The organism is Actinomycetota bacterium, from assembly GCA_019347675.1.
GTDB lineage: Bacteria > Actinomycetota > Nitriliruptoria > Nitriliruptorales > JAHWKO01 > JAHWKW01.
Map to the genome: position 1 here is coordinate 1 of JAHWKW010000037.1, position 17,391 is coordinate 17,391.

At 71.7% G+C, this 17,391-nt stretch carries 20 protein-coding genes; 11 read left to right on the forward strand and 9 right to left on the reverse strand.

Annotated elements, in window-relative coordinates:
* The first annotated feature begins 132 nt into the window (after nucleotides 1–132).
* Nucleotides 133–1,089, forward strand: a complete 957-nt coding sequence (locus tag KY462_15850) for a TIGR03557 family F420-dependent LLM class oxidoreductase (GenBank protein MBW3579173.1) — start codon at nucleotides 133–135, stop codon at nucleotides 1,087–1,089.
* Between the two features lie 312 nt (nucleotides 1,090–1,401).
* Nucleotides 1,402–2,322, forward strand: coding sequence for an L-histidine N(alpha)-methyltransferase (gene egtD / locus KY462_15855; GenBank protein MBW3579174.1), 921 nt, complete (start codon nucleotides 1,402–1,404; stop codon nucleotides 2,320–2,322).
* Between the two features lie 46 nt (nucleotides 2,323–2,368).
* On the opposite strand, the gene KY462_15860 is transcribed toward egtD, so the two are convergent.
* Nucleotides 2,369–3,214, reverse strand: coding sequence for an EcsC family protein (locus KY462_15860; GenBank protein MBW3579175.1), 846 nt, complete (start codon nucleotides 3,212–3,214; stop codon nucleotides 2,369–2,371).
* 293 nt (nucleotides 3,215–3,507) lie between these two features.
* Between KY462_15860 and KY462_15865 the strand changes: the two genes are divergently transcribed.
* The 8 genes from KY462_15865 to KY462_15900 all read left to right on the forward strand — a co-directional run bounded on the left by KY462_15865 (nucleotide 3,508) and on the right by KY462_15900 (nucleotide 11,053).
* Nucleotides 3,508–4,173, forward strand: coding sequence for a VTT domain-containing protein (locus KY462_15865; GenBank protein ID MBW3579176.1), 666 nt, complete (start codon nucleotides 3,508–3,510; stop codon nucleotides 4,171–4,173).
* Nucleotides 4,174–4,228: 55 nt separating this feature from the next.
* Entirely contained in the window at nucleotides 4,229–5,503 is a 1,275-nt protein-coding gene (locus tag KY462_15870) for a sugar dehydrogenase (GenBank protein ID MBW3579177.1), read from the forward strand.
* Between the two features lie 38 nt (nucleotides 5,504–5,541).
* On the forward strand, nucleotides 5,542–7,107 hold the full coding sequence (locus KY462_15875; protein MBW3579178.1) for a PQQ-dependent sugar dehydrogenase: 1,566 nt from the start codon (nucleotides 5,542–5,544) through the stop codon (nucleotides 7,105–7,107).
* Entirely contained in the window at nucleotides 7,104–7,850 is a 747-nt protein-coding gene (locus KY462_15880) for a methyltransferase domain-containing protein (protein MBW3579179.1), read from the forward strand. Before KY462_15875 ends, KY462_15880 begins: the two co-directional genes overlap by 4 nt.
* Entirely contained in the window at nucleotides 7,838–9,028 is a 1,191-nt protein-coding gene (locus KY462_15885; protein ID MBW3579180.1) for an acyl-CoA/acyl-ACP dehydrogenase, read from the forward strand. Before KY462_15880 ends, KY462_15885 begins: the two co-directional genes overlap by 13 nt.
* 90 nt (nucleotides 9,029–9,118) lie before the next feature.
* On the forward strand, nucleotides 9,119–9,316 hold the full coding sequence (locus KY462_15890; protein ID MBW3579181.1) for a hypothetical protein: 198 nt from the start codon (nucleotides 9,119–9,121) through the stop codon (nucleotides 9,314–9,316).
* Nucleotides 9,317–9,586 carry an OsmC family protein gene (locus KY462_15895; protein MBW3579182.1) on the forward strand — a complete coding sequence of 90 codons (270 nt, stop codon included), beginning with the start codon at nucleotides 9,317–9,319 and terminating at the stop codon, nucleotides 9,584–9,586.
* Nucleotides 9,587–9,619: 33 nt separating this feature from the next.
* The gene (locus tag KY462_15900) at nucleotides 9,620–11,053 is read left to right on the forward strand and encodes an FAD-dependent oxidoreductase (GenBank protein ID MBW3579183.1); all 1,434 of its coding nucleotides are present in this window, start codon (nucleotides 9,620–9,622) and stop codon (nucleotides 11,051–11,053) included.
* Between the two features lie 27 nt (nucleotides 11,054–11,080).
* On the opposite strand, the gene KY462_15905 is transcribed toward KY462_15900, so the two are convergent.
* The 8 genes from KY462_15905 to selD all read right to left on the reverse strand — a co-directional run bounded on the left by KY462_15905 (nucleotide 11,081) and on the right by selD (nucleotide 16,503).
* On the reverse strand, nucleotides 11,081–11,395 hold the full coding sequence (locus KY462_15905) for a hypothetical protein (protein MBW3579184.1): 315 nt from the start codon (nucleotides 11,393–11,395) through the stop codon (nucleotides 11,081–11,083).
* A 106-nt stretch (nucleotides 11,396–11,501) separates the two neighbouring features.
* Nucleotides 11,502–12,092 carry an RdgB/HAM1 family non-canonical purine NTP pyrophosphatase gene (gene rdgB, locus KY462_15910; GenBank protein MBW3579185.1) on the reverse strand — a complete coding sequence of 197 codons (591 nt, stop codon included), beginning with the start codon at nucleotides 12,090–12,092 and terminating at the stop codon, nucleotides 11,502–11,504.
* A gap of 10 nt (nucleotides 12,093–12,102) precedes the next feature.
* Complete coding sequence (gene rph, locus KY462_15915; protein ID MBW3579186.1) at nucleotides 12,103–12,816, reverse strand: ribonuclease PH; 714 nt, start codon at nucleotides 12,814–12,816, stop codon at nucleotides 12,103–12,105.
* On the reverse strand, nucleotides 12,809–13,567 hold the full coding sequence (locus KY462_15920; GenBank protein ID MBW3579187.1) for an MBL fold metallo-hydrolase: 759 nt from the start codon (nucleotides 13,565–13,567) through the stop codon (nucleotides 12,809–12,811). The genes rph and KY462_15920 overlap by 8 nt, the downstream gene beginning before the upstream one ends.
* Nucleotides 13,568–13,709: 142 nt before the next feature.
* The gene (locus tag KY462_15925; protein MBW3579188.1) at nucleotides 13,710–14,648 is read right to left on the reverse strand and encodes a pyridoxal-phosphate dependent enzyme; all 939 of its coding nucleotides are present in this window, start codon (nucleotides 14,646–14,648) and stop codon (nucleotides 13,710–13,712) included.
* A gap of 3 nt (nucleotides 14,649–14,651) precedes the next feature.
* Nucleotides 14,652–14,924: a MoaD/ThiS family protein gene (locus tag KY462_15930; GenBank protein MBW3579189.1), complete on the reverse strand. Its 273-nt coding sequence runs from the start codon at nucleotides 14,922–14,924 to the stop codon at nucleotides 14,652–14,654.
* A 122-nt stretch (nucleotides 14,925–15,046) separates the two neighbouring features.
* The gene (locus KY462_15935) at nucleotides 15,047–15,457 is read right to left on the reverse strand and encodes a M67 family metallopeptidase (GenBank protein MBW3579190.1); all 411 of its coding nucleotides are present in this window, start codon (nucleotides 15,455–15,457) and stop codon (nucleotides 15,047–15,049) included.
* A complete protein-coding gene (gene selD, locus KY462_15940; GenBank protein MBW3579191.1) occupies nucleotides 15,454–16,503 on the reverse strand; it encodes a selenide, water dikinase SelD in 1,050 nt (349 codons plus the stop codon). The genes KY462_15935 and selD overlap by 4 nt, the downstream gene beginning before the upstream one ends.
* Nucleotides 16,504–16,613: 110 nt before the next feature.
* On the opposite strand from selD, the gene KY462_15945 reads away from it, so the two are divergent.
* Complete coding sequence (locus tag KY462_15945; GenBank protein ID MBW3579192.1) at nucleotides 16,614–17,288, forward strand: uracil-DNA glycosylase; 675 nt, start codon at nucleotides 16,614–16,616, stop codon at nucleotides 17,286–17,288.
* Nucleotides 17,289–17,391 lie beyond the last annotated feature (103 nt).

Consider the following 17,391-nt stretch of genomic DNA (forward strand, 5'->3'; position numbering starts at 1 on the left):
CAAACCGTTCGTGTGGACCAAGACCAGCGAAGAGATCCTGGGGTCGATCGGCCGCTACTGCGGCGACATACTCCAAGCAACCGGCACCGAACAATAATGCAGCGCTTCAATCGGACAGGACACTAGGAGCGGATGGTCGAGCTCGGCTACGCGCTGTCCTGCGAGGAGCACCGACCGTCAGATCTGGTCGCGAACGCCCGCCGCGCCGAGGAAGTTGGTTTCGGGTTCGCGCTGATCTCCGATCACTTCCATCCGTGGCTCGACGCGCAAGGTCAGAGCCCGCTCGTGTGGAACGTCGTCGGGGCGATCGCACAGGTGACCGACGCGCTCATCGTCGGCACGGGCGTCTCCTGCCCGACGATGCGCGTGCATCCGGCGATCGTCGCACAGGCGGCGGCGACGTCGGCGGCGATGCTTCCGGGCCGGTTCTTCCTGGGCGTCGGTAGCGGCGAGCGCCTCAACGAACACGTCACCGGCGCCACGTGGCCCGCCACCGACGTGCGTCATGACATGCTCGAGGAGGCCATCGGGATCATCCGGGCGTTGTGGACCGGCGACATGGTCACCCACCGTGGCCGTCACTTCACGGTCGAGGACGCCCGTCTGTACACACTGCCCGACGAACCCCCGCCGCTGGCGGTCGCTGCGAGCGGCCCATCCGCCGCCGAGCTCGCGGGGCGACTCGGCGACGCCCTCGTCGGCCTGGCTCCGAGTTCGGACGTCATCGAAACGTTCCGCCAGGCCGGCGGCGACGGCAAGCCGCGGTACGGCCAGATCACCGTCTGCTGGGCGGAGTCGGAGGACCAGGCGGTCCGCACGGCGATGGAGCACTGGCCGCAGATCGGCCTCAAGAGCGACGAGAACACCGAGTTCCGCACCCCGAAGCAGTTCCAGCAGGCCGTCCAGCTGGTCACCGAGGATCGCTTGACGCAGCTGGTGGCGTGCGGCCCCGACCCCGGACGCCACCTCGAGATGATCGACCGTTTCAGCGACGCGGGTTACGACCACGTCTACCTGCACCAGGTGGGACCCGATCAGGAAGGCTTCCTGCGGTTCTCCGAGCGGGAGCTGCTCCCGCGCCTCTCGTAGCGGTGGCCTGTCGCCGCGGCCGGAGGGCTCGACCGATCTTCGCCCGCCGTTTCGCGCCGTCACCGTGGATGCTCCCGGCTTCTCCTCACGTCCTCGGCGTCGCCGTACGCGGCTGACCACGTCAGCACGGAGCGGCAGTAAGGTCGCGCGTTCGGAGGGGCCGGCACGAAGACAGGACAGCCCGTGGCGACGTCGGATCAGGTGGCGGCTGGGGAGGTCGCTCCCCCGGCTGCACAGCGGCTGACCCTGCGGCACCTGTCGGATGTGCGGTCGGTCCGGGAACAGCTGGCCGAGGACGTCCGCACCGGCTTGATGGGCCCGCGCAAGGCCCTGCCTCCGAAGTACTTCTACGACGCGCGGGGCAGCGCCCTGTTCGAGCGCATCACCGGACTCCCCGAGTACTACCTCACCCGCGCCGAGGCCGAGATCCTCCGTGCACAGGCCCACGACCTCGTCCGTGAGATCCGCCCGGTCGAGCTGGTCGAGCTCGGGTCCGGTTCGTCGCGGAAAACCCGTCTGCTGCTCGACGCCATGCACGACGTCGGGACAGGTTCCCGCTACGTGGCCCTTGACGTCAGTGAGGCTGCGCTGCGGGACGCGGCCGACCGGCTCACCGCCGACCTCCCGTGGCTCACGGTGGACGGGCTGGTGGGTGACTTCCGCCGTGATGTTCCCGCGATCCCGCGTAGCGGGCGACGCCTGCTCGTCTTCCTCGGCTCGACGATCGGGAACCTCAACCCCGGCGAACGTGCCGCGCTCCTCGAGCAGGTCGCGCTCGCGCTCCACCGCGACGACCACTTCCTGCTGGGCGTGGACCTGGTCAAGGACCCCTCGGTCCTGCGGGCGGCCTACGACGACCGGGCCGGCGTGACGGCTGCCTTCAACTGCAACCTGATCTCCGTCCTGAACCGCGAACTCGGCGCGGAGCTGCCTTTGGATGCGTTCGAACACGTCGCCCGGTACGACGAAGACCGCGCCAGCATCGAGATGTCGCTCCGTGCATCGCGGGAGATCAGCGCCAGGTTCGCTGACCTCGGGATCACGGTGACGTTCACGGCCGGCGAGGAACTGCACACCGAGAGCTCGTACAAGTTCACCCGGAGCCAGGTCGTGGCGGAGCTGAGCGGGGCCGGGCTCCGGCTGCAGCGGTGGGAGACCGACCGCCGCGCCCGCTTCGCGCTCGCCCTCGCGCGGCCGGAGCAGTCACGGACCTCCAAAGCTTCCGTTCGTTAGCGGCCGGAGACGATCCCGCGTCGTCCGCGACTAGCCGACCGCGGGTTCACGACGACAGCAGCACATCGACGGGTCGGCCGGTCCGCTCCTGCAGGTGGTACAGCCGTCCCGTCTGGCGTGCCGTTTCGCACACGTGGCGGGTCATCACGTTGGACACGGCCGCACCAGCGGCGGCACCCAAGAGTGGGACGAACGCCAGGGCGCGCCGCCGGGCGACGCGGCGGATGGCTTGTTCGGCGACCTCGATCACGGCTCGTGGCCCGAACTGATCCGCGATCACGCGGCCGACGTCGCCGTCCCCGCCGGTGGATGCGGCGCCGACGGCGGCGACCAGCTCACGGCGGCGGACGCCGGGATCGCGCTCACCGGCGGCCAACACCGTCCGGATGCCGATGGCGCGCCGCCGGGGCGCCGGGACGCCGTACAGCTGCAGCACGCCAACCGACGCTCGCGTCAACCCGACCGTCGCAGCGGCCACGTCCGTCGTCACGGCCAGGACGGCCGCGAGCAGGTTCGTCGACACAGCACCCGCCGCCGCACCCTGCACCGACAGCGCGCGCGTCACGCGTTGCTGGTAGCGGTCGGCCTCCGCATCGGCGCGAGCCAGCAGATCCGCCGGCGGCTCACTCGGCAGACGCGGTTCCGGCGACGCGGGGGAAGCGTCCAGCCGTTCGAGCCGGTCGAGTAGCTCATCGGTGGCGCGGCGAACGGCATCCCGCACCGGCGGCGCATCCAGAACCCGGTCGACAGCCGCCCTGCTCACCCCCGAGACCGTGCCCAGCACCCGCTCCGCCAGCCCAGGCTCGCCCTCCAGCCAGGCCGCCACATCCGCGAGCACCATCCGGTCGTACTCGCCCAGACGCCCGTCGGCCTGCTGATCAGACGTGGTCACCTCGAACCCCCCGCCGGTCCGTCCGAGGTCACCGCCTGGGCATCAGCACCCAACCAGCGGGCCGGTGATCGCTACCCGCAGTGTCACGTGGTCTGCGTGCGTGTCGCGGCGACCTCTGGAATCCTCGCCGGCACGGTAGTCCACTCTCGCCCGCCGCAGCGGACACACGGCCATGGCCCGCCACGACACGCCGCCGACCGGCATAGGATCGGGATCGACCGCGGCGCGCACGTCGACTCCAAGCTCGCTGTCGAGGCGTCCCGCCCGCGGAGAACCTCCATCAGGAGAGCCGGTTGCGCCACCCGTACGTGGTGATCGTGGCGGGCCTCTTGGGCTTGTTCCTGGCCTCGTTCGCAGTCGTTGAGGCGCTCGAGGTGCCGCTGCTCACCGACCCCGGACCTTGGCTCGACGCGCCCGGGTTGTTGGCCGCAATGCTCGGCGTCGGGCTGCTGGTCGCAGACGTCGCCCTACCCGTGCCGTCGAGTGGCGTGATGGTGGCACACGGCGCACTGTTCGGGGTGGCCGTGGGTGCGGCACTGTCACTCACCGGCGGCGTGGGAGCCACGCTGGTCGCCTTCGTCGTCGGCCGCCGCGGTCAACGGCTCGTCGACCGGATCGTCGCAACCGACCAGCAGCAGCGGGCGGAGCGCCTGCTGGCCCGCTACGGCCTGCTCGCGATCGTGGTGACGCGACCCGTGCCGATGCTGGCCGAGACCACCGCCATCGTCGCCGGTACGTCGCGGTTGCGGCTCGGTCCCGCGCTGCTGGCCGGAGCGGTCGGCAACCTCGTCCCCGCTGCGGCGTACGCGGTCACGGGAGCCGTCGCCGCCAGCTTCGTCAACCAGACCGCGGTGTTCTTGCTGGTCGTCGCGGTCGCGGTGCTGTTCTGGTTCGCCGCCCGACGGGCCGAGGACCGTCTGATGATCGCCGCTGCCGGCGATCGTGCGTCTGGAGCATGATGACGATCTGCACGAGGGGGCTTCACATGGCGCCAGACCCGATCCACCCACAGCGTTGAACGACGAAGTCGCCGCTTACGCTGCTCTGGAGGTCGTGGCCACAGGGTTCGACTTCCCGACGAGCCTGGCCTTCGACGAGCAAGGCGCCGCGTACGTCGCCGAGGCAGGGTTGCCCTTCGCGGGCGCAGCGCCCGGCGGGCGGGTCTGGCGGCTGCGAGGTGACGGGGAGCGCGACCTGCTCGTCGAAGGCTTGCGTGCCCCGGTCAACGGCCTGACGTTCCACGCCGGTGCCCTGTTCGTCTCCGAGGGCGGCCATCCGGCGCGGATCAGCCGCCTGAACGTCGCCGACGGCAGCCTCGCCGCGGTGGTCGAGGACCTGCCGGGTCCGGGCAACTACCACACCAACACGACCGTGGTCGGGCCGGACGGGCGGCTCTACTTCAGCCAGGGAGCGCTGACCAACACGGGCATCGTCGGGCTCGACGCCTACGAGGTGGGTTGGCTCGGGCAGTTGCCTCACGCCCACGACATCCCCGGCTTCGACCTGGTCCTAAGCGGTGAGAACGCCGTGACGCCGAACCCTCTCGGTGACGGAGGTGAGGCGGTCACCGGGGCGTTCGTGCCCTTCGGCACGCCGACCACCGCCGGGCAGAGGATCCCTGCCGGACTGCCGGCGACCGCAGCGGTGATGCGGTGCGACGTCGACGGCGCCAACCTCGAGCTGGTCGCATGGGGACTGCGCAACGCCTACGGCCTGGGGTTCCTTCCTGACGGGCGCCTGTTGGTCACCGACCAGGGCGCCGACGACCGGGGCAGCCGGCCGGTCGGCAACGCCCCCGACCTGCTGTTCGAGGTGCAGCTCGGTGCCTGGTACGGCTGGCCCGACTTCGTCGGCGGCGAGCCCGTGACCGACCCGCGATACCGCCCGGAGCGCGGACCCCCGCCCCGCTCCGTCATCGCCAACCACGGCCAGCTCCCGCCGCCGGAGCGACCGCTCATGCGCTTCCCCCCGCACAGCGCCGCCGTCAAGTTCGCCGTGATCCCCGACGGCGGGCACGCGGGCGACCTCCTGGTCGCGCTGTTCGGCGACGAGGCCCCGATGACCGGCCCGCCCGCCCCGACGGTCGGCCGCAGCGTGGTGCGGGTCGACACGCGCACGTGGACCGTGCACCCCTTCCTGTCCGGGTTCGACCGCCCCATCGACGTGCGGTTCGACCCCCAGGCGGCCTGTGTCTTCATCGTCGACTTCGGTCGGTTCGAGATGACCGCGGACGGTGTGGACGCGACCCCCGGCAGCGGCCGGGTGCTCCGCAAGCGTTGGGCCGGCTGAGGCCCCACATATCCCCCTCCCACCGAAGAGGACACGTGATGGAACGGTTGAGGAAGATCCTCCGCGCTCCGATGGTCGACAGCGCCCTCGGCTACCTGTACGCCCCGCTCGAACCCCTCATCAAGCGCATCGCGCTCCCCCGCCCGGGGCTGCGCTTCCACGATCCCGCCCACGTGCTCCTCCCCGACGGCTACGTCGCCGAGGTCGTCACCACCGGCCTCAACGCCCCGGTGCACTGCACGTTCGACGACGACGGGTCGTGCTACGTCAGCGAGTGCGGGCACAAGATCGACTCCAAGCCGCGGATCGTGAAGGTCAACGTCGGTTCCGGCGAGCAGGAAACCTTCTTCGAGCTGCCCGACGAGCGGTGGGAGAAGACGGGCGCCTTCACCGGAGCGTGCTGGCACGACGGCCAGCTGTACTTCGTCAACACCAACTCGCTGTCGCGGCTCGGGTCCGACGGGACCATCGAGGACCTCGTCACCGGGCTGCCGTGGGGCGACCACATGACGAACTACCCGGTCGTCGGACCGGACGGCAAGATCTACTTCGGGCAGGGGACGGCCACGAACACCGCCGTGGTGGGCGCCGACAACTACTCGTACGAGTGGCTGCGCTACCACCGCGAGCTGCACGACGTGCCAGCAGCCGACGTCACCCTGACCGGGCGGAACTACGAGTTCCAGAACGTGCTGGGCGACCTACGCGAGACCGTGCGGTGCGGCGCCTTCGTGCCCTTCGGGACCGAGACCGCCGCGGGACAGATCATCGAAGGCGACGTGAAGAGCTCCGGCGCGGTCCTGCGCTGCAACCCCGACGGCAGCGAACTCGAGGTCGTCGCCTGGGGACTGCGCAACCCGTACGGCGTCGCATTCCACCCCGACGGGCGACTGTTCGCCACCGAGCACGGGATCGACGAGCGCAGCGCCCGCTACATCGTCGCCGACTACGACGACTTCTACGAGATCGAGCCCGGCGCCTGGTACGGCTGGCCGGACTTCGCCTCCGGCATCCGGTTGGACGACCCACGCTGGGAAGGCCGCGGACGCGAACCGGTCCTGGCCGAACACCCCGACCCGCAGCCGCCTCAGCCGTTCGTGACGTTCGACCCACACGCCGGCTCCAACGGCGTCGACTTCTGCCGCGACGCGGCGTTCGGCTTCGAAGGCGACGCGTTCGTGGCGCTGTTCGGTGACGTCTTCCCCGTCACGACCAGGGCCAAGACCCCGGTGGGCTTCAAGGTCGTGCGTGTCGACATGCGCAACCGGCGTGTCGTCGACTTCGCGGTCAACCGCGTCGCCGGGCCCGCGTCCCGCCTCCTGCACCGGGGGCTCGAGCGTCCGTCACACTGCCAGTTCGGCCCCGACGGGGCGCTGTACGTCGTCGACTGGGGCGAGATCCACATCGCCCCGGAGGTCGGCGGGATCCGCGTGGTTCAGCGCACCGGGACGCTGTGGCGTATCCGCCGCGCCGACGGCCCGCAAGGGGAGGCCCCACGCGCCCCGGTGATCGTCCCGGTCAACGCCATACGTGGCGTGCTTGTCGCCGCAGCCGCCGGGCTTGCCGCCACCCTGCTCAGACGGCGCCGAGCGTCCGACGAGTGAGGGCGCCCACACGCCGCTCCGGTTGCACGTCGAGCGCCGGACGCCGCCGCCCGCGGTGGGGCAGGAACGATCTGCGCCAGTACGACGATCTGGCCGGTGAGTGGTGGCGACCTTCAGGCGCGTTCGCGGCGTTGCACTGGATCGCCGCGGCCCGGGCGGAACTGATCCCCACCGCCCCGCGACCAGGCGCGGTCCTCGTCGATGCCGCGTGCGGCGGAGGCCTATTGCGCCCGCACGTGCGGGGATACCGCTACATCGGCGTCGACCTCGTGGCATCCGCCGTCGCGGTCGCATCCCGTCATGGCGCCACAGCGCTCCAGGGCGACATCACAGCGCTGCCGTTGCGGAGCGGCTGCGCTGACGTTGTGGTGGCCGGGGAGATCTTCGAGCACCTGGCGGACCTGGAGGCCGCCGTGGCCGAGATCTCGCGGGTGCTGCGCCACGGCGGGACGCTCGTCTTCGACACGATCAACGACACGCGCTTGGCCCGTCTCTCGCTCGTCACGGTCGGGGAGCGCCTACCCGGTGGGCCGCCGGCGCGCATCCACGACCCCGACCTGTTCGTGGCCCCTGAACGGATCGGCGCGTTGTGCAGCCGCCACGGCATCCGGATCGAGATCCGTGGCCTGCGCCCATCGCTCGTCGACTACCTCCGCTTCTTGACCCGCCGCGATCGACCCGTCCGGATGCTGCCGTCCTCCTCGGTCGCGGGGCTCTACCAGGGACGAGGATGCAGACAGTGAACGTCGACGCACTCGAACGCGCCACCGAACTGGCGACCAGGTTCGAGGCTCGTGCGCACCAGCACGACGACGACGCCGCGTTCCCGTCCGCAGACATCGATGACCTGCGCGAAGCCGGTCTGCTCGGCCTGCTGGTGCCGGAGAGACTGGGCGGCCTGGGAGCGCGGTTCGCGGATTACGTCGACGTCGCCGTGGTCCTGGCCGGTGGGAGCCCCGCGACGGCGCTGGTGTTCAACATGCACGCGTCGGTCACCGGGGCGCTCGCCGGGATCCCCGACGAGCACGCCCGCGCTCTCGGCGTTCCCGAGTGGGCTCTGCGCGCCCGGGACGCGATGCTGCAGGAGGCCGCCGACGGCGCTGTGTACGGCGTGGCGATCAGCGAACCGCAGGTCGGCTCACGGCTGTCGGCGCTGACGACGGCGTACGAGCGCGAGGGGGACGGCTACCGACTGCGGGGCACCAAGTCGGCCTGCTCGGGCGCCGGGCACCTCGACGCCTACCTCGTCGCGGCTCGCGCTGCCCGCGACCCCGACCAGGGGGTGATCTCCTACTTCCTGGTCCCCGAGGGTGACGGCATCGTGGCCGGCTCGGGCTGGGATCCGCTGGGGATGCGAGCCACCGCCAGCAACGCGCTCCGGCTCGACGTGCACGTGCCCTCCGACCGCCTCGTCGGCGGGCTGGAGGGTCTGGTGCTGCCGCTGGCGTGGTCGATGCCCCAGTGGCTCGTCGCTTCGTATGCGGCGGTCTACGTCGGCGTGGCGGAGGCGGCCGTGCAAAGCGGCGCCGACTACCTGCGCCGGCGACTGGACGCGGGTCGCAATGTGACGTCGTCCGTGCGCCGCCGGTTGGGCCGCGCCGACGCCGACGTCCAGGCCGCCCGCCTGGTCCTGCAGCACGCGGCCCGCCTCGTCGACGACAACCCAGGCGAGCCCGAGACCAACCGGTGGCTGTACCGCACCAAGCTGCTCGCCGGGGACGTCGCGATGAGTGCCGTTGCGTCGGTGGCCGAGGCCTGTGGCCTGGGGGCCCTGTCGCGCGGCGCACCCCTCGAGCGGCTCTTCCGCGACGCTCGCTTCGGTGCGATCATGCCTCCGGCCAGCGACGCCTGCGCCGACTACCTCGGAGCGACGACCCTGGGCCTCGACCCTGTCGTGGCCATGGAGGAGACGCCGTGGTGAACGGTCGGTCCTGGCGATCCGGTGCGCGTCGGCGCGACGTACTAGCGTCGATGCCGGCAGGACCAGGCCGGGGCAGAACCAAGGACTCAGGTGGGCGACGTGGTCTACACCTCACGTGTCGACATCCGCCGCGAACGCGGACCGCAGCGCACCGCCGAGCTCCCGGCCGGAGCGACCCTGAAGTTCGGCGCGCACGCCGAGATCGCCGAGCACTACGGCCTGTCTCCGGATGAGTTCCCAGCCAGGGACACGACGCTGGATCACGTGGTCGCCGCCGCCGGTGGCTGACTGACAGGGACCCTCGGCGGTGCGCTCGAGGCTCGCGGGATCGACGCCAGCGGTGGTCGTCTGACGGCCGAGGCCGTCGGGGAGATCGAAGCCGAGGACGTGCTGATCCTCAAGCGGATCCACGTCACCTACCGCCTGGAGGCCTCCCCGGACGCCGACCGCGGCACCATCGAACGGGTGCACGAGCTGCACCAGGAGCGTTGCCCGGTGGCCCGCAGCATCCACCCTCAGGTCCAGATCACCACGTCACTCGACGTCGTCGAAGCCTGACCGCCCCTCGGCCGGCGTGGATAGCCTCCCGCCATGCCGCTGCACCACTCCTCGCCCGGGCTCGTCCGCGCGGTCCGCCGGCGCCCCCGCGACGTCGCCGTGCTCGGCGCCGGCCCAGCCGGGATCGGAGCGGCGTACCGGCTCGCTCGCCAACGACACCATCCGGTCGTGGTCGAGCGTGCGGACCGGGTCGGCGGCGCAGCCGCGAGCTTCGACGTGGCCGGGGTGAGGGTCGACCACGGCAGCCACCGGCTGCACCCAGCCACCGACGCGGCGATCCTGTCGGTGCTGCGCCGCCTCCTCGGCCCCGACCTGCAGCGCCGTCCGCGACGCGGCCGCATCCACCTGCTCGGCCGCTGGGTCGCGTTCCCGCTGCAGCCCGTCGACCTGATCCGTCACCTGCCCGCCGGGGTGGCGCTCGGCGCGGCGCGTGACGCGGTCGTGGCCCCCATCCGCCAACCCGTCGCGGACACGTTCGCGGACGTGCTCTGGGCACGCCTCGGACCGACGATCTGTGAGCACTTCTACTTCCCGTACGCACGCAAGATCTGGGGACACGACCCGCATGAGCTATCGGGAGAGCAGGCGCGTCGGCGGGTCAGCGCCGACTCCCCGACCAAGCTGCTGCGACGGATCGTCGGCCTCGACGGTGCCGACCGGAACCACTTCTGGTACCCGCGGCGTGGCTTCGGGCAGCTGTGGGAGACGCTGGCGGCCGCAGCCGTGGACGCCGGCGCCCAGCTGCACCTGGGGTGCGAGGTGCGAAGTGTCCGCCTCGACACGGACGGGGTCGAGGTCGACGTCGCTGGCCGATCACCGATCCGCGCAGCGCATGCCTGGTCGACGCTGCCGGTGACGTCGCTGGTGCGCATGATCGAGCCGCCGCCACCAGCCGACGTGCTCGCTGCGGCCCCGGCGCTGAGCACGCGGGCGATGGTGCTGGTGTACCTGGTGCTGCACACCGATCGGTACACGTCCTACGACGCGCACTACCTGCCCGGCCTGCACACCCCCGTCACGCGCGTGTCCGAGCCGAAGAACTATCGCGACGCGGCGACCGACCCAGCCGGCCGGACCGTGCTGTGCGCCGAGATCCCCTGCGACCGCGGCGACGCGGTGTGGTCCGCCAGCGACGAGGAGCTGGCGGGGACGGTCCGTGACGCGCTGGTCGGCGCGGACCTCACCGACCCGCATCCCGTCGAGGTCACGGTCCGGCGACTGCCCGCCGCGTACCCGATCTACGACCTCGGCTGGGACGCCGCGTTCGCGACCGTCGACGGTTGGCTCTCGAACCTCCCGCGGGTGCTGACCTTCGGCCGCCAGGGGCTGTTCGTCCACGACAACTCGCATCACGCCCTCGCCATGGCGTGGGCGGCGGCGGAGGCGTTGCGCCCCGATGCGACGTTCGACGAGCAGCGGTGGTCCAGCGCCCGCCGGCGCTTCGAGCACCACGTCGTCGAGGACTGACCCCTCGCCCGACCGGGTGCCCGCCGGCTACCCCCAGGTCTCGAAGACGACCTCGTTCCAGGTGTACTCCGGGCCGCGGTCGGGAGCGTCCGGGGCGCCGGACATCGCGTACTCGAGGAGGTTCAGGGTCCGGTTACGCAGCGACCCGATCTTGGGACGCAGCCTGGGTGCGGGAGGACGGTGACGCGGCAGGCCGTCACGCATGATCACCGCCCGTGCCACCTCGAGGGCGAGGCGGTCGCCGTCGGCCGCGGCGAGGAGCTCTTCGCGGGCGTCGTCCATCCCGACTCCGGACGTGGCCAGGTCGACCACCTTGCGCATCACGACGTCGCTGCTGCTCATGCGCTCCCGCCTCCACGCCTATCACCACATGCAAGCGCCAACCGACACGTTCGATGAAGTGACCGTCCGGCCGGTGAACCCTGACCGCGAGGACAGCGACAGTTCGTCACCGACCGGCCAGGAACTCCTCCACGTCGGCGCGGATGGCGCGGAACGCCGCACCGCGGTGGCTGCGGGCGTCCTTCACGTGGGGGGGGAGCTCCCCGTTGGTGCGGCTCTCGCCAGCGGCGACGAACAGCGGGTCGTACCCGAACCCGCCGTCGCCCCGCGGGGCGTGGACGATGCGTCCCTCCATCACGCCCCGACGGGTCCAGATCTGCCCGTGGGGGGTCGCCAACGCAGCCACGCAGACGAACCGGGCGGTGCGGTCCTCGTCGCGGACCCCGGCGAGCTCCTGCAGGAGGCGGGCGTTGTTGGCGGCGTCGTCGCCGTCCTCACCGGCGTACCGTGCCGAGCGCACCCCGGGCGCACCGCCGAGCGCGTCGACCTGCAGCCCCGAGTCGTCCGCGACGGCCGGCAGGCCCGTCGCCTCGGCGGCGTGACGGGCTTTCAGCGCCGCGTTGTCCTCGAACGTCGCCCCGGTCTCGTCCGGGGCGTGCACACCGAGGTCGTCCATCGCGACCAGCTCGACCGGGAGGTCGGCGAGGATGCGGCGCAGCTCGGCGAGCTTGCCGCGGTTGGTGGTCGCGACCACCAACCGGCGGCGATCACCCGCCACCGTCGGTCCCCTCCAGGGCGGCACGCTGCAAGGCGAACAGCTCCTCGCACCCGGCGACCGCCAGGTCCAGGAGCGTGTCGAGCGCCCCGCGGTCGAAGGGCTCACCCTCGGCGGTGCCCTGGACCTCCACCAGGCGGCTGTCGGCCGTTGTAACCACGTTCATGTCCACGTCGGCGCGGACATCCTCGACGTACGGCAGGTCCAGGACCGCCCGACCGTCGACGATGCCGACCGACACCGCAGCGACCTGCCCGGTGACCGTCGCGCCGAACCCCAACCGCTCACACGCCCGTGTCAGCGCGACCCAACCACCGGTAATCGCCGCGGTGCGGGTCCCACCGTCGGCGGTCAACACGTCACAGTCGACCGTGAGCGTGACATCCGGGAGCGCGTCGAGGTCGATGACGGCGCGCAGCGACCGGCCGATCAGACGCTGGATCTCGTGCGTGCGGCCGCCGACGTTGCGTTCCCGGGCCGCCCGCGGGGTGGTGGCGCCCGGCAGCATGCCGTACTCGGCGGTCACCCAGCCGCGCCGCTGGCGCCAGCGGGGCGCCCGCTCCTCCACCGACGCGGCGCACAGCACCTGCGTGGCCCCGAACGCCACCATGCACGACGCGGCCGGCGCAGTCTGCACGTCGAGCTGGAAGTGGACCGGGCGCAGCTGGTCGGGTCGGCGCCCGTCGGGCCGGTTGGCCTCAGTCACCGCCGACCTGATACACGTCGAGGTCCTCGGCCACGTGCACCGGCGCCGAGTAGGCCTGCTGGGCCTCCTCGCGCGCCTGCTCGCGCGAGTTGGCCGGCCACAGGTGGACCAGCGCCAGCCGACGCGCCAACGCGGCCGCAGCCAGCGCCCCGGCTCCCCGGGCGGTCAGGTGGAGGCCCTGCGGGTAGTCGGCGGGGTCGCCCAGCCAGGTCGCCTCGCACAGGAACAGGTCGGCGTCACGGGCCGCATCCACCACGCCGGGGCCTCCCCCGCTGTCCGCCGAGTACGCCACCACGCCGTCGTGGTGTTCGGCGCGGATGGCCACGGTGGGGACGGCGTGGGGGCTGTCGTGGAAGGTCAGCTGGAGGTCTCCGACCTCCAGGACGCCGCCGGGGACGGCCTCGTGGAAGCGCAGGATCCGACCGAACGTGTCCTCATCGTCGACGAGCTGCGCGAGGAACTCGCGGGTCCCGGCCGGTGCATGCACGTCGAGCCGACGGTCACCGGCCGGGTCGAACTTCAACGCGTAGTACAACCCGATCATGTCGACGCAGTGGTCGGGATGGCGGTGGCTGAGCACGACGGCGTCGACGTCGGCCAGGTCGGTCACGCGGAACAGGTTGCTGGTCGACCCGTTCCCGCAGTCCAACACCACCTGCGTGCGCTCGCTCCTGACCAGGTACCCCGAGCAGGCACGGCCCGGCCCGGGGTGGCTGCCTGAGCAGCCCAGGACCACGACCTCCAGCGTCATCGCGGCCCTCCCGCCCCGCCGCTGCCCCCGACCAGGACCGCTGCGATGATCAGCACCGCGACCGTCAGCGCCAACGCCAACGCCCGCAGAAGCTCGGGACGTCTCACGTGGATTCCTCCGGCGCTGTGTGTCGAGGATCTGATCACGCCCAGAGCGTGGTCGACAGGCGCTCGGCGATGGCGGTGACGTCGCCGGGAGCATAGGCGCCGGTCGAGAGGTACTTCCAACCCCCGTCGGGCGAGAGCACCACGACCTTGGTCCCCTCAGGCAGGCGCCGGCAAGCGCGGATGGCGACCGCCACGGCGGCGCCGGTGGACACCCCGGCGAACAGCCCCTCGCGCACGACCAGCTCCCGGGTCGCGGTGAGCGCCTTCAGCGAGTCGACCTTGATGCGGCTGTCCAGAACGGTCTCGTCGAGCACCTCGGGGACGTAGCCCTCGTCGAGGTTGCGCAGTCCGTACACCAGGTCGCCGTACTCGGGTTCGGCCGCGAAGACCTTCACCTGAGGGTTCCACTCCTTCAGTCGCCGGCCGGCCCCCGTCACGGTCCCACCGGTGCCCAGCCCGGCCACGAACGCCCCCACGTCGGGCAGGTCGGCGATCAGCTCCGGGGCGGTGGTCTCGTAGTGCGACAGGGGGTTGGCGGGGTTGCCGTACTGGAACGGCATGTACAGGTCGGGGTCGGCCGCGGCGAGTTCCTGGGCTCGCAGGACCGCACCGTTGCTGCCCTCTGCGGCCGGGGAGTAGATCAGATCCACGCCGAACATGGTCAGCAGGTCCTTGCGTTCCTGCGAGGTGTTCTCGGGCATCACGCAGGTCAGCGGGTAGCCCTTGGGCCGACACAAGGCCGCCAGCGCGATGCCGGTGTTCCCCGACGTGGGCTCCAGGATCCGCTGGCCCGGCGCCAGCAGGCCGTCTGCCTCGGCCAGCTCGATCAGGTACTTGGCGACGCGGTCCTTGACCGACCCGGTGGGGTTGTGTCCCTCGAGCTTGAGGTACAGCTGGTACCCGGGCGGTGACAGCGCTTCCAGGCGCACCAGCGGAGTGTTCCCGATCGCCTGCGAGACGTCGTCGTAGAGCACCGCTCAGGTGCCGCCGGCGACCGCAGGCATGATCGCGACCTCCTCGTCACCCGCGACGGGCGTGTCGAGACCGTCCATGTAGCGGATGTCCTCGTCACCGACGTAGACGTTGACGAACCGGCGGATGTCCCCGTCGCCGAGCAACTGCTCACCCAGCGGCGGGTACTTGATCACGAGGTCGTCGAGCACCTCCCGGACGGTGCTGCCGCTGGCTTCGATCTTGGCGGCGCCGTCGGTGTGCTTGCGCAACACGCTGGGGATGCGCACGACGGGCATGGGCGGCAAGTCCTTTTCCCGGTGTGCGGTTTGGTGGCGGATCGGGACGAGGGTACCCGCGACCGCTCGAACGGCTCCGACCCCGAGTGCGGAAACCGGGGGAACCGCCAGGCCGACGGCGGTCAGTCGCCGACGACGTCGATACCGACCTCGGTGATCTCGCCGTCGACGATGTGGAACGCACGCATCTCGGGGCGGTCGCGATCCTGGAGGCTGACGATGAGGTAGATGGCCTCGCTGTAGGCAGCCAGCTCCACGTCGGTGCGAGACGGGTACGCCCGGGTGTGGGTGTGGGAGTGGTAGATCACCAGCCCCCAGCCGTTGTCCTCGATCTCGCGCATCGCACGGAGGAGTTCCCGGCCGTCCATCACGTAGTACGTCATCGAGCGTTCGGCGTTGGTCACCGGTAAGTGCTCGAGCTGGCCGTCGGGGCGGATCCCGAGCAGGCCACAGACCTCGTAGGGGAAGTCGGACCACGCCCGCTCGACCAGCGCGTCGACCGTGGCGGGGTCCAGGCGCAGAGTCTCTGTCACGCGATCCGGATGGTCCCGGGCACCCCGGCGGCCAGCGAGCCGATCACCGCTGCGGCGTGGCCGCTATCGACCAGCCGCGCCACCGCCTCGGCCGCCGCCTGCGGCCGGCAGGCGAAAACCAGCCCACCGGAGGTCTGCGCGTCGGCGAGCATCGTCAGGGTCCGGTCGTCCGCGCCGGCGACGTGCGGGCTCAAGTGCTCGACGTTGCGGCGGGTTCCACCCGCGACGTACCCGCCGTCGAGCAGGTCCCACGCACCGGGCAGCACCGGAACGGCCGCCGCGTCGACCTGCGCCGCGACGTCGCTTGCCCGCGCCAGCTGGTGCAGGTGACCCAGCAACCCGAAGCCGGTCACGTCGGTGGCGGCGCTGGCCCCGGCGGCGTGCGCCGCAGCGGCTGCTTCACGGTTGAGCGTCGTCATGCTGGCCACTGCCGCGGCGTGAACGTCCGCGAGCGGTCCGTCGGCGGCGACCGCTCCCCGCTTGATGGCGGTCGAGACCAGGCCCGTGCCGATGGCTTTGGTCAGCACCAGAGCATCCCCGGCCCGCCCTCCGCGGTTGGTGAGCACGGCGTCCTCGGCCACGTCACCGACGACAGCCTGCCCGTACAACGGCTCGGGGCTGTCGATGGTGTGGCCGCCGACCACGGCCCAGCCGCCCTCGAGGGCGACCTCGGCGCCGCCGGCGAGGACCTCGCCGAGCAGGTCCAACGGCAGCTTCTCGCGGGGCCAGCCGGCGATGTTGAGCGCGAAAAGGGGCGTGGCTCCCATCGCGTACACGTCACTGGCGGCGTTCGCTGCGGCGATCCGGCCCCAGCTCCGCGCGTCGTCGACGATCGGGGTGAAGAAGTCGGTCGTGGCCACCAGCGCACGCCCGTCCGGACGGCGCCACACGGCGGCGTCATCCAGCGTGTCGGCGCCGACGATCAGGTCGGCGGTCGACGGTGGGGTGAGGCGGCGCAGGACCTGCGCCAGGTCAGCCGGACCGAGCTTGCACGCTCAGCCGGCGCCGTGGCTGTAGGCCGTGAGCCGCCCGTTGGCGGGGTCCATGGGGTGCACCGTACCGGCGGGGCGGCGGAGCGCCGTCTGCTTCGCGTCGCCGTCGTCGAGCGGCGGTGGCCGCGACCCCGTACGTTGTCGCCTCCGTGGGTTGGTCCTCCCTGCTCGAGCTGGAACGCGACGTCGTCGCCTGCCGTCGCTGTCCACGGCTGGTCGCGTGGCGCGAGAGGGTCGCCCGCGAGAAGCGTGCCGCGTACGCCGACCAGAAGTACTGGGCGCGTCCGGTCCCCGGGTTCGGAGATCCCGCCGCTCGCCTGCTGGTCGTTGGTCTGGCGCCGGCGGCGCACGGCGCCAACCGGACGGGGCGGATGTTCACCGGTGACCGCTCCGGCGACTGGCTGTTCGCAGCGCTGCACCGGGCGGGCTTCGCCAACCAGCCCACTTCCCGCCACCGTCACGACGGGCTGGCCCTGACCGACTGCTACGTCTCAGCGCCGGTGCGGTGCGCCCCGCCCGCCAACCGTCCGTCGCCAGCGGAGCGAGACGACTGCGCTGCCTACCTCGCCGCCGAAGTCGGGTTGCTGCCGGTCCGGGCGGTGGTGGCGCTGGGCGCGTTCGGATGGGACGCGGTGCTGCGGATCCTCAACGTCCCGCCACGCCAGGACCCACCGGTCCGACCGAGGCCGCAGTTCGCGCACGGCGCGGAGATCGACCTGGCCGGCATGACCTTGCTCGGCAGCTACCACGTCAGCCAGCAGAACACCTTCACCGGCCGTCTCACCGAGCCGATGCTCGACGCGGTCTTCGACCGCGCGCGGCAGATCCTGGCGAGTTGATGCCGCCGATACGTTGGACCCCATGGAGACCAGCGCGATCCTGACGGACGCCTTCGAGCGCATCCGTGAGGGTGTGCGGCGGGTCACCGACGGGCTCGACGCC

Excerpts from the sequence above, each read along its gene's own strand:
- KY462_15900 (MBW3579183.1), top strand. The coding sequence starts at position 9,620 with ATGCCGCTGCACCACTCCTCGCCCGGGCTCGTCCGCGCGGTCCGCCGG.
- KY462_15905 (MBW3579184.1), bottom strand. The coding sequence starts at position 11,395 with ATGAGCAGCAGCGACGTCGTGATGCGCAAGGTGGTCGACCTGGCCACG.
- KY462_15920 (MBW3579187.1), bottom strand. The coding sequence starts at position 13,567 with ATGACGCTGGAGGTCGTGGTCCTGGGCTGCTCAGGCAGCCACCCCGGG.
- KY462_15875 (MBW3579178.1), top strand. The coding sequence starts at position 5,542 with ATGGAACGGTTGAGGAAGATCCTCCGCGCTCCGATGGTCGACAGCGCC.
- egtD (MBW3579174.1), top strand. The coding sequence starts at position 1,402 with ATGGGCCCGCGCAAGGCCCTGCCTCCGAAGTACTTCTACGACGCGCGG.
- KY462_15850 (MBW3579173.1), top strand. The coding sequence starts at position 133 with ATGGTCGAGCTCGGCTACGCGCTGTCCTGCGAGGAGCACCGACCGTCA.
- KY462_15930 (MBW3579189.1), bottom strand. The coding sequence starts at position 14,924 with ATGCCCGTCGTGCGCATCCCCAGCGTGTTGCGCAAGCACACCGACGGC.
- KY462_15885 (MBW3579180.1), top strand. The coding sequence starts at position 7,838 with ATGCAGACAGTGAACGTCGACGCACTCGAACGCGCCACCGAACTGGCG.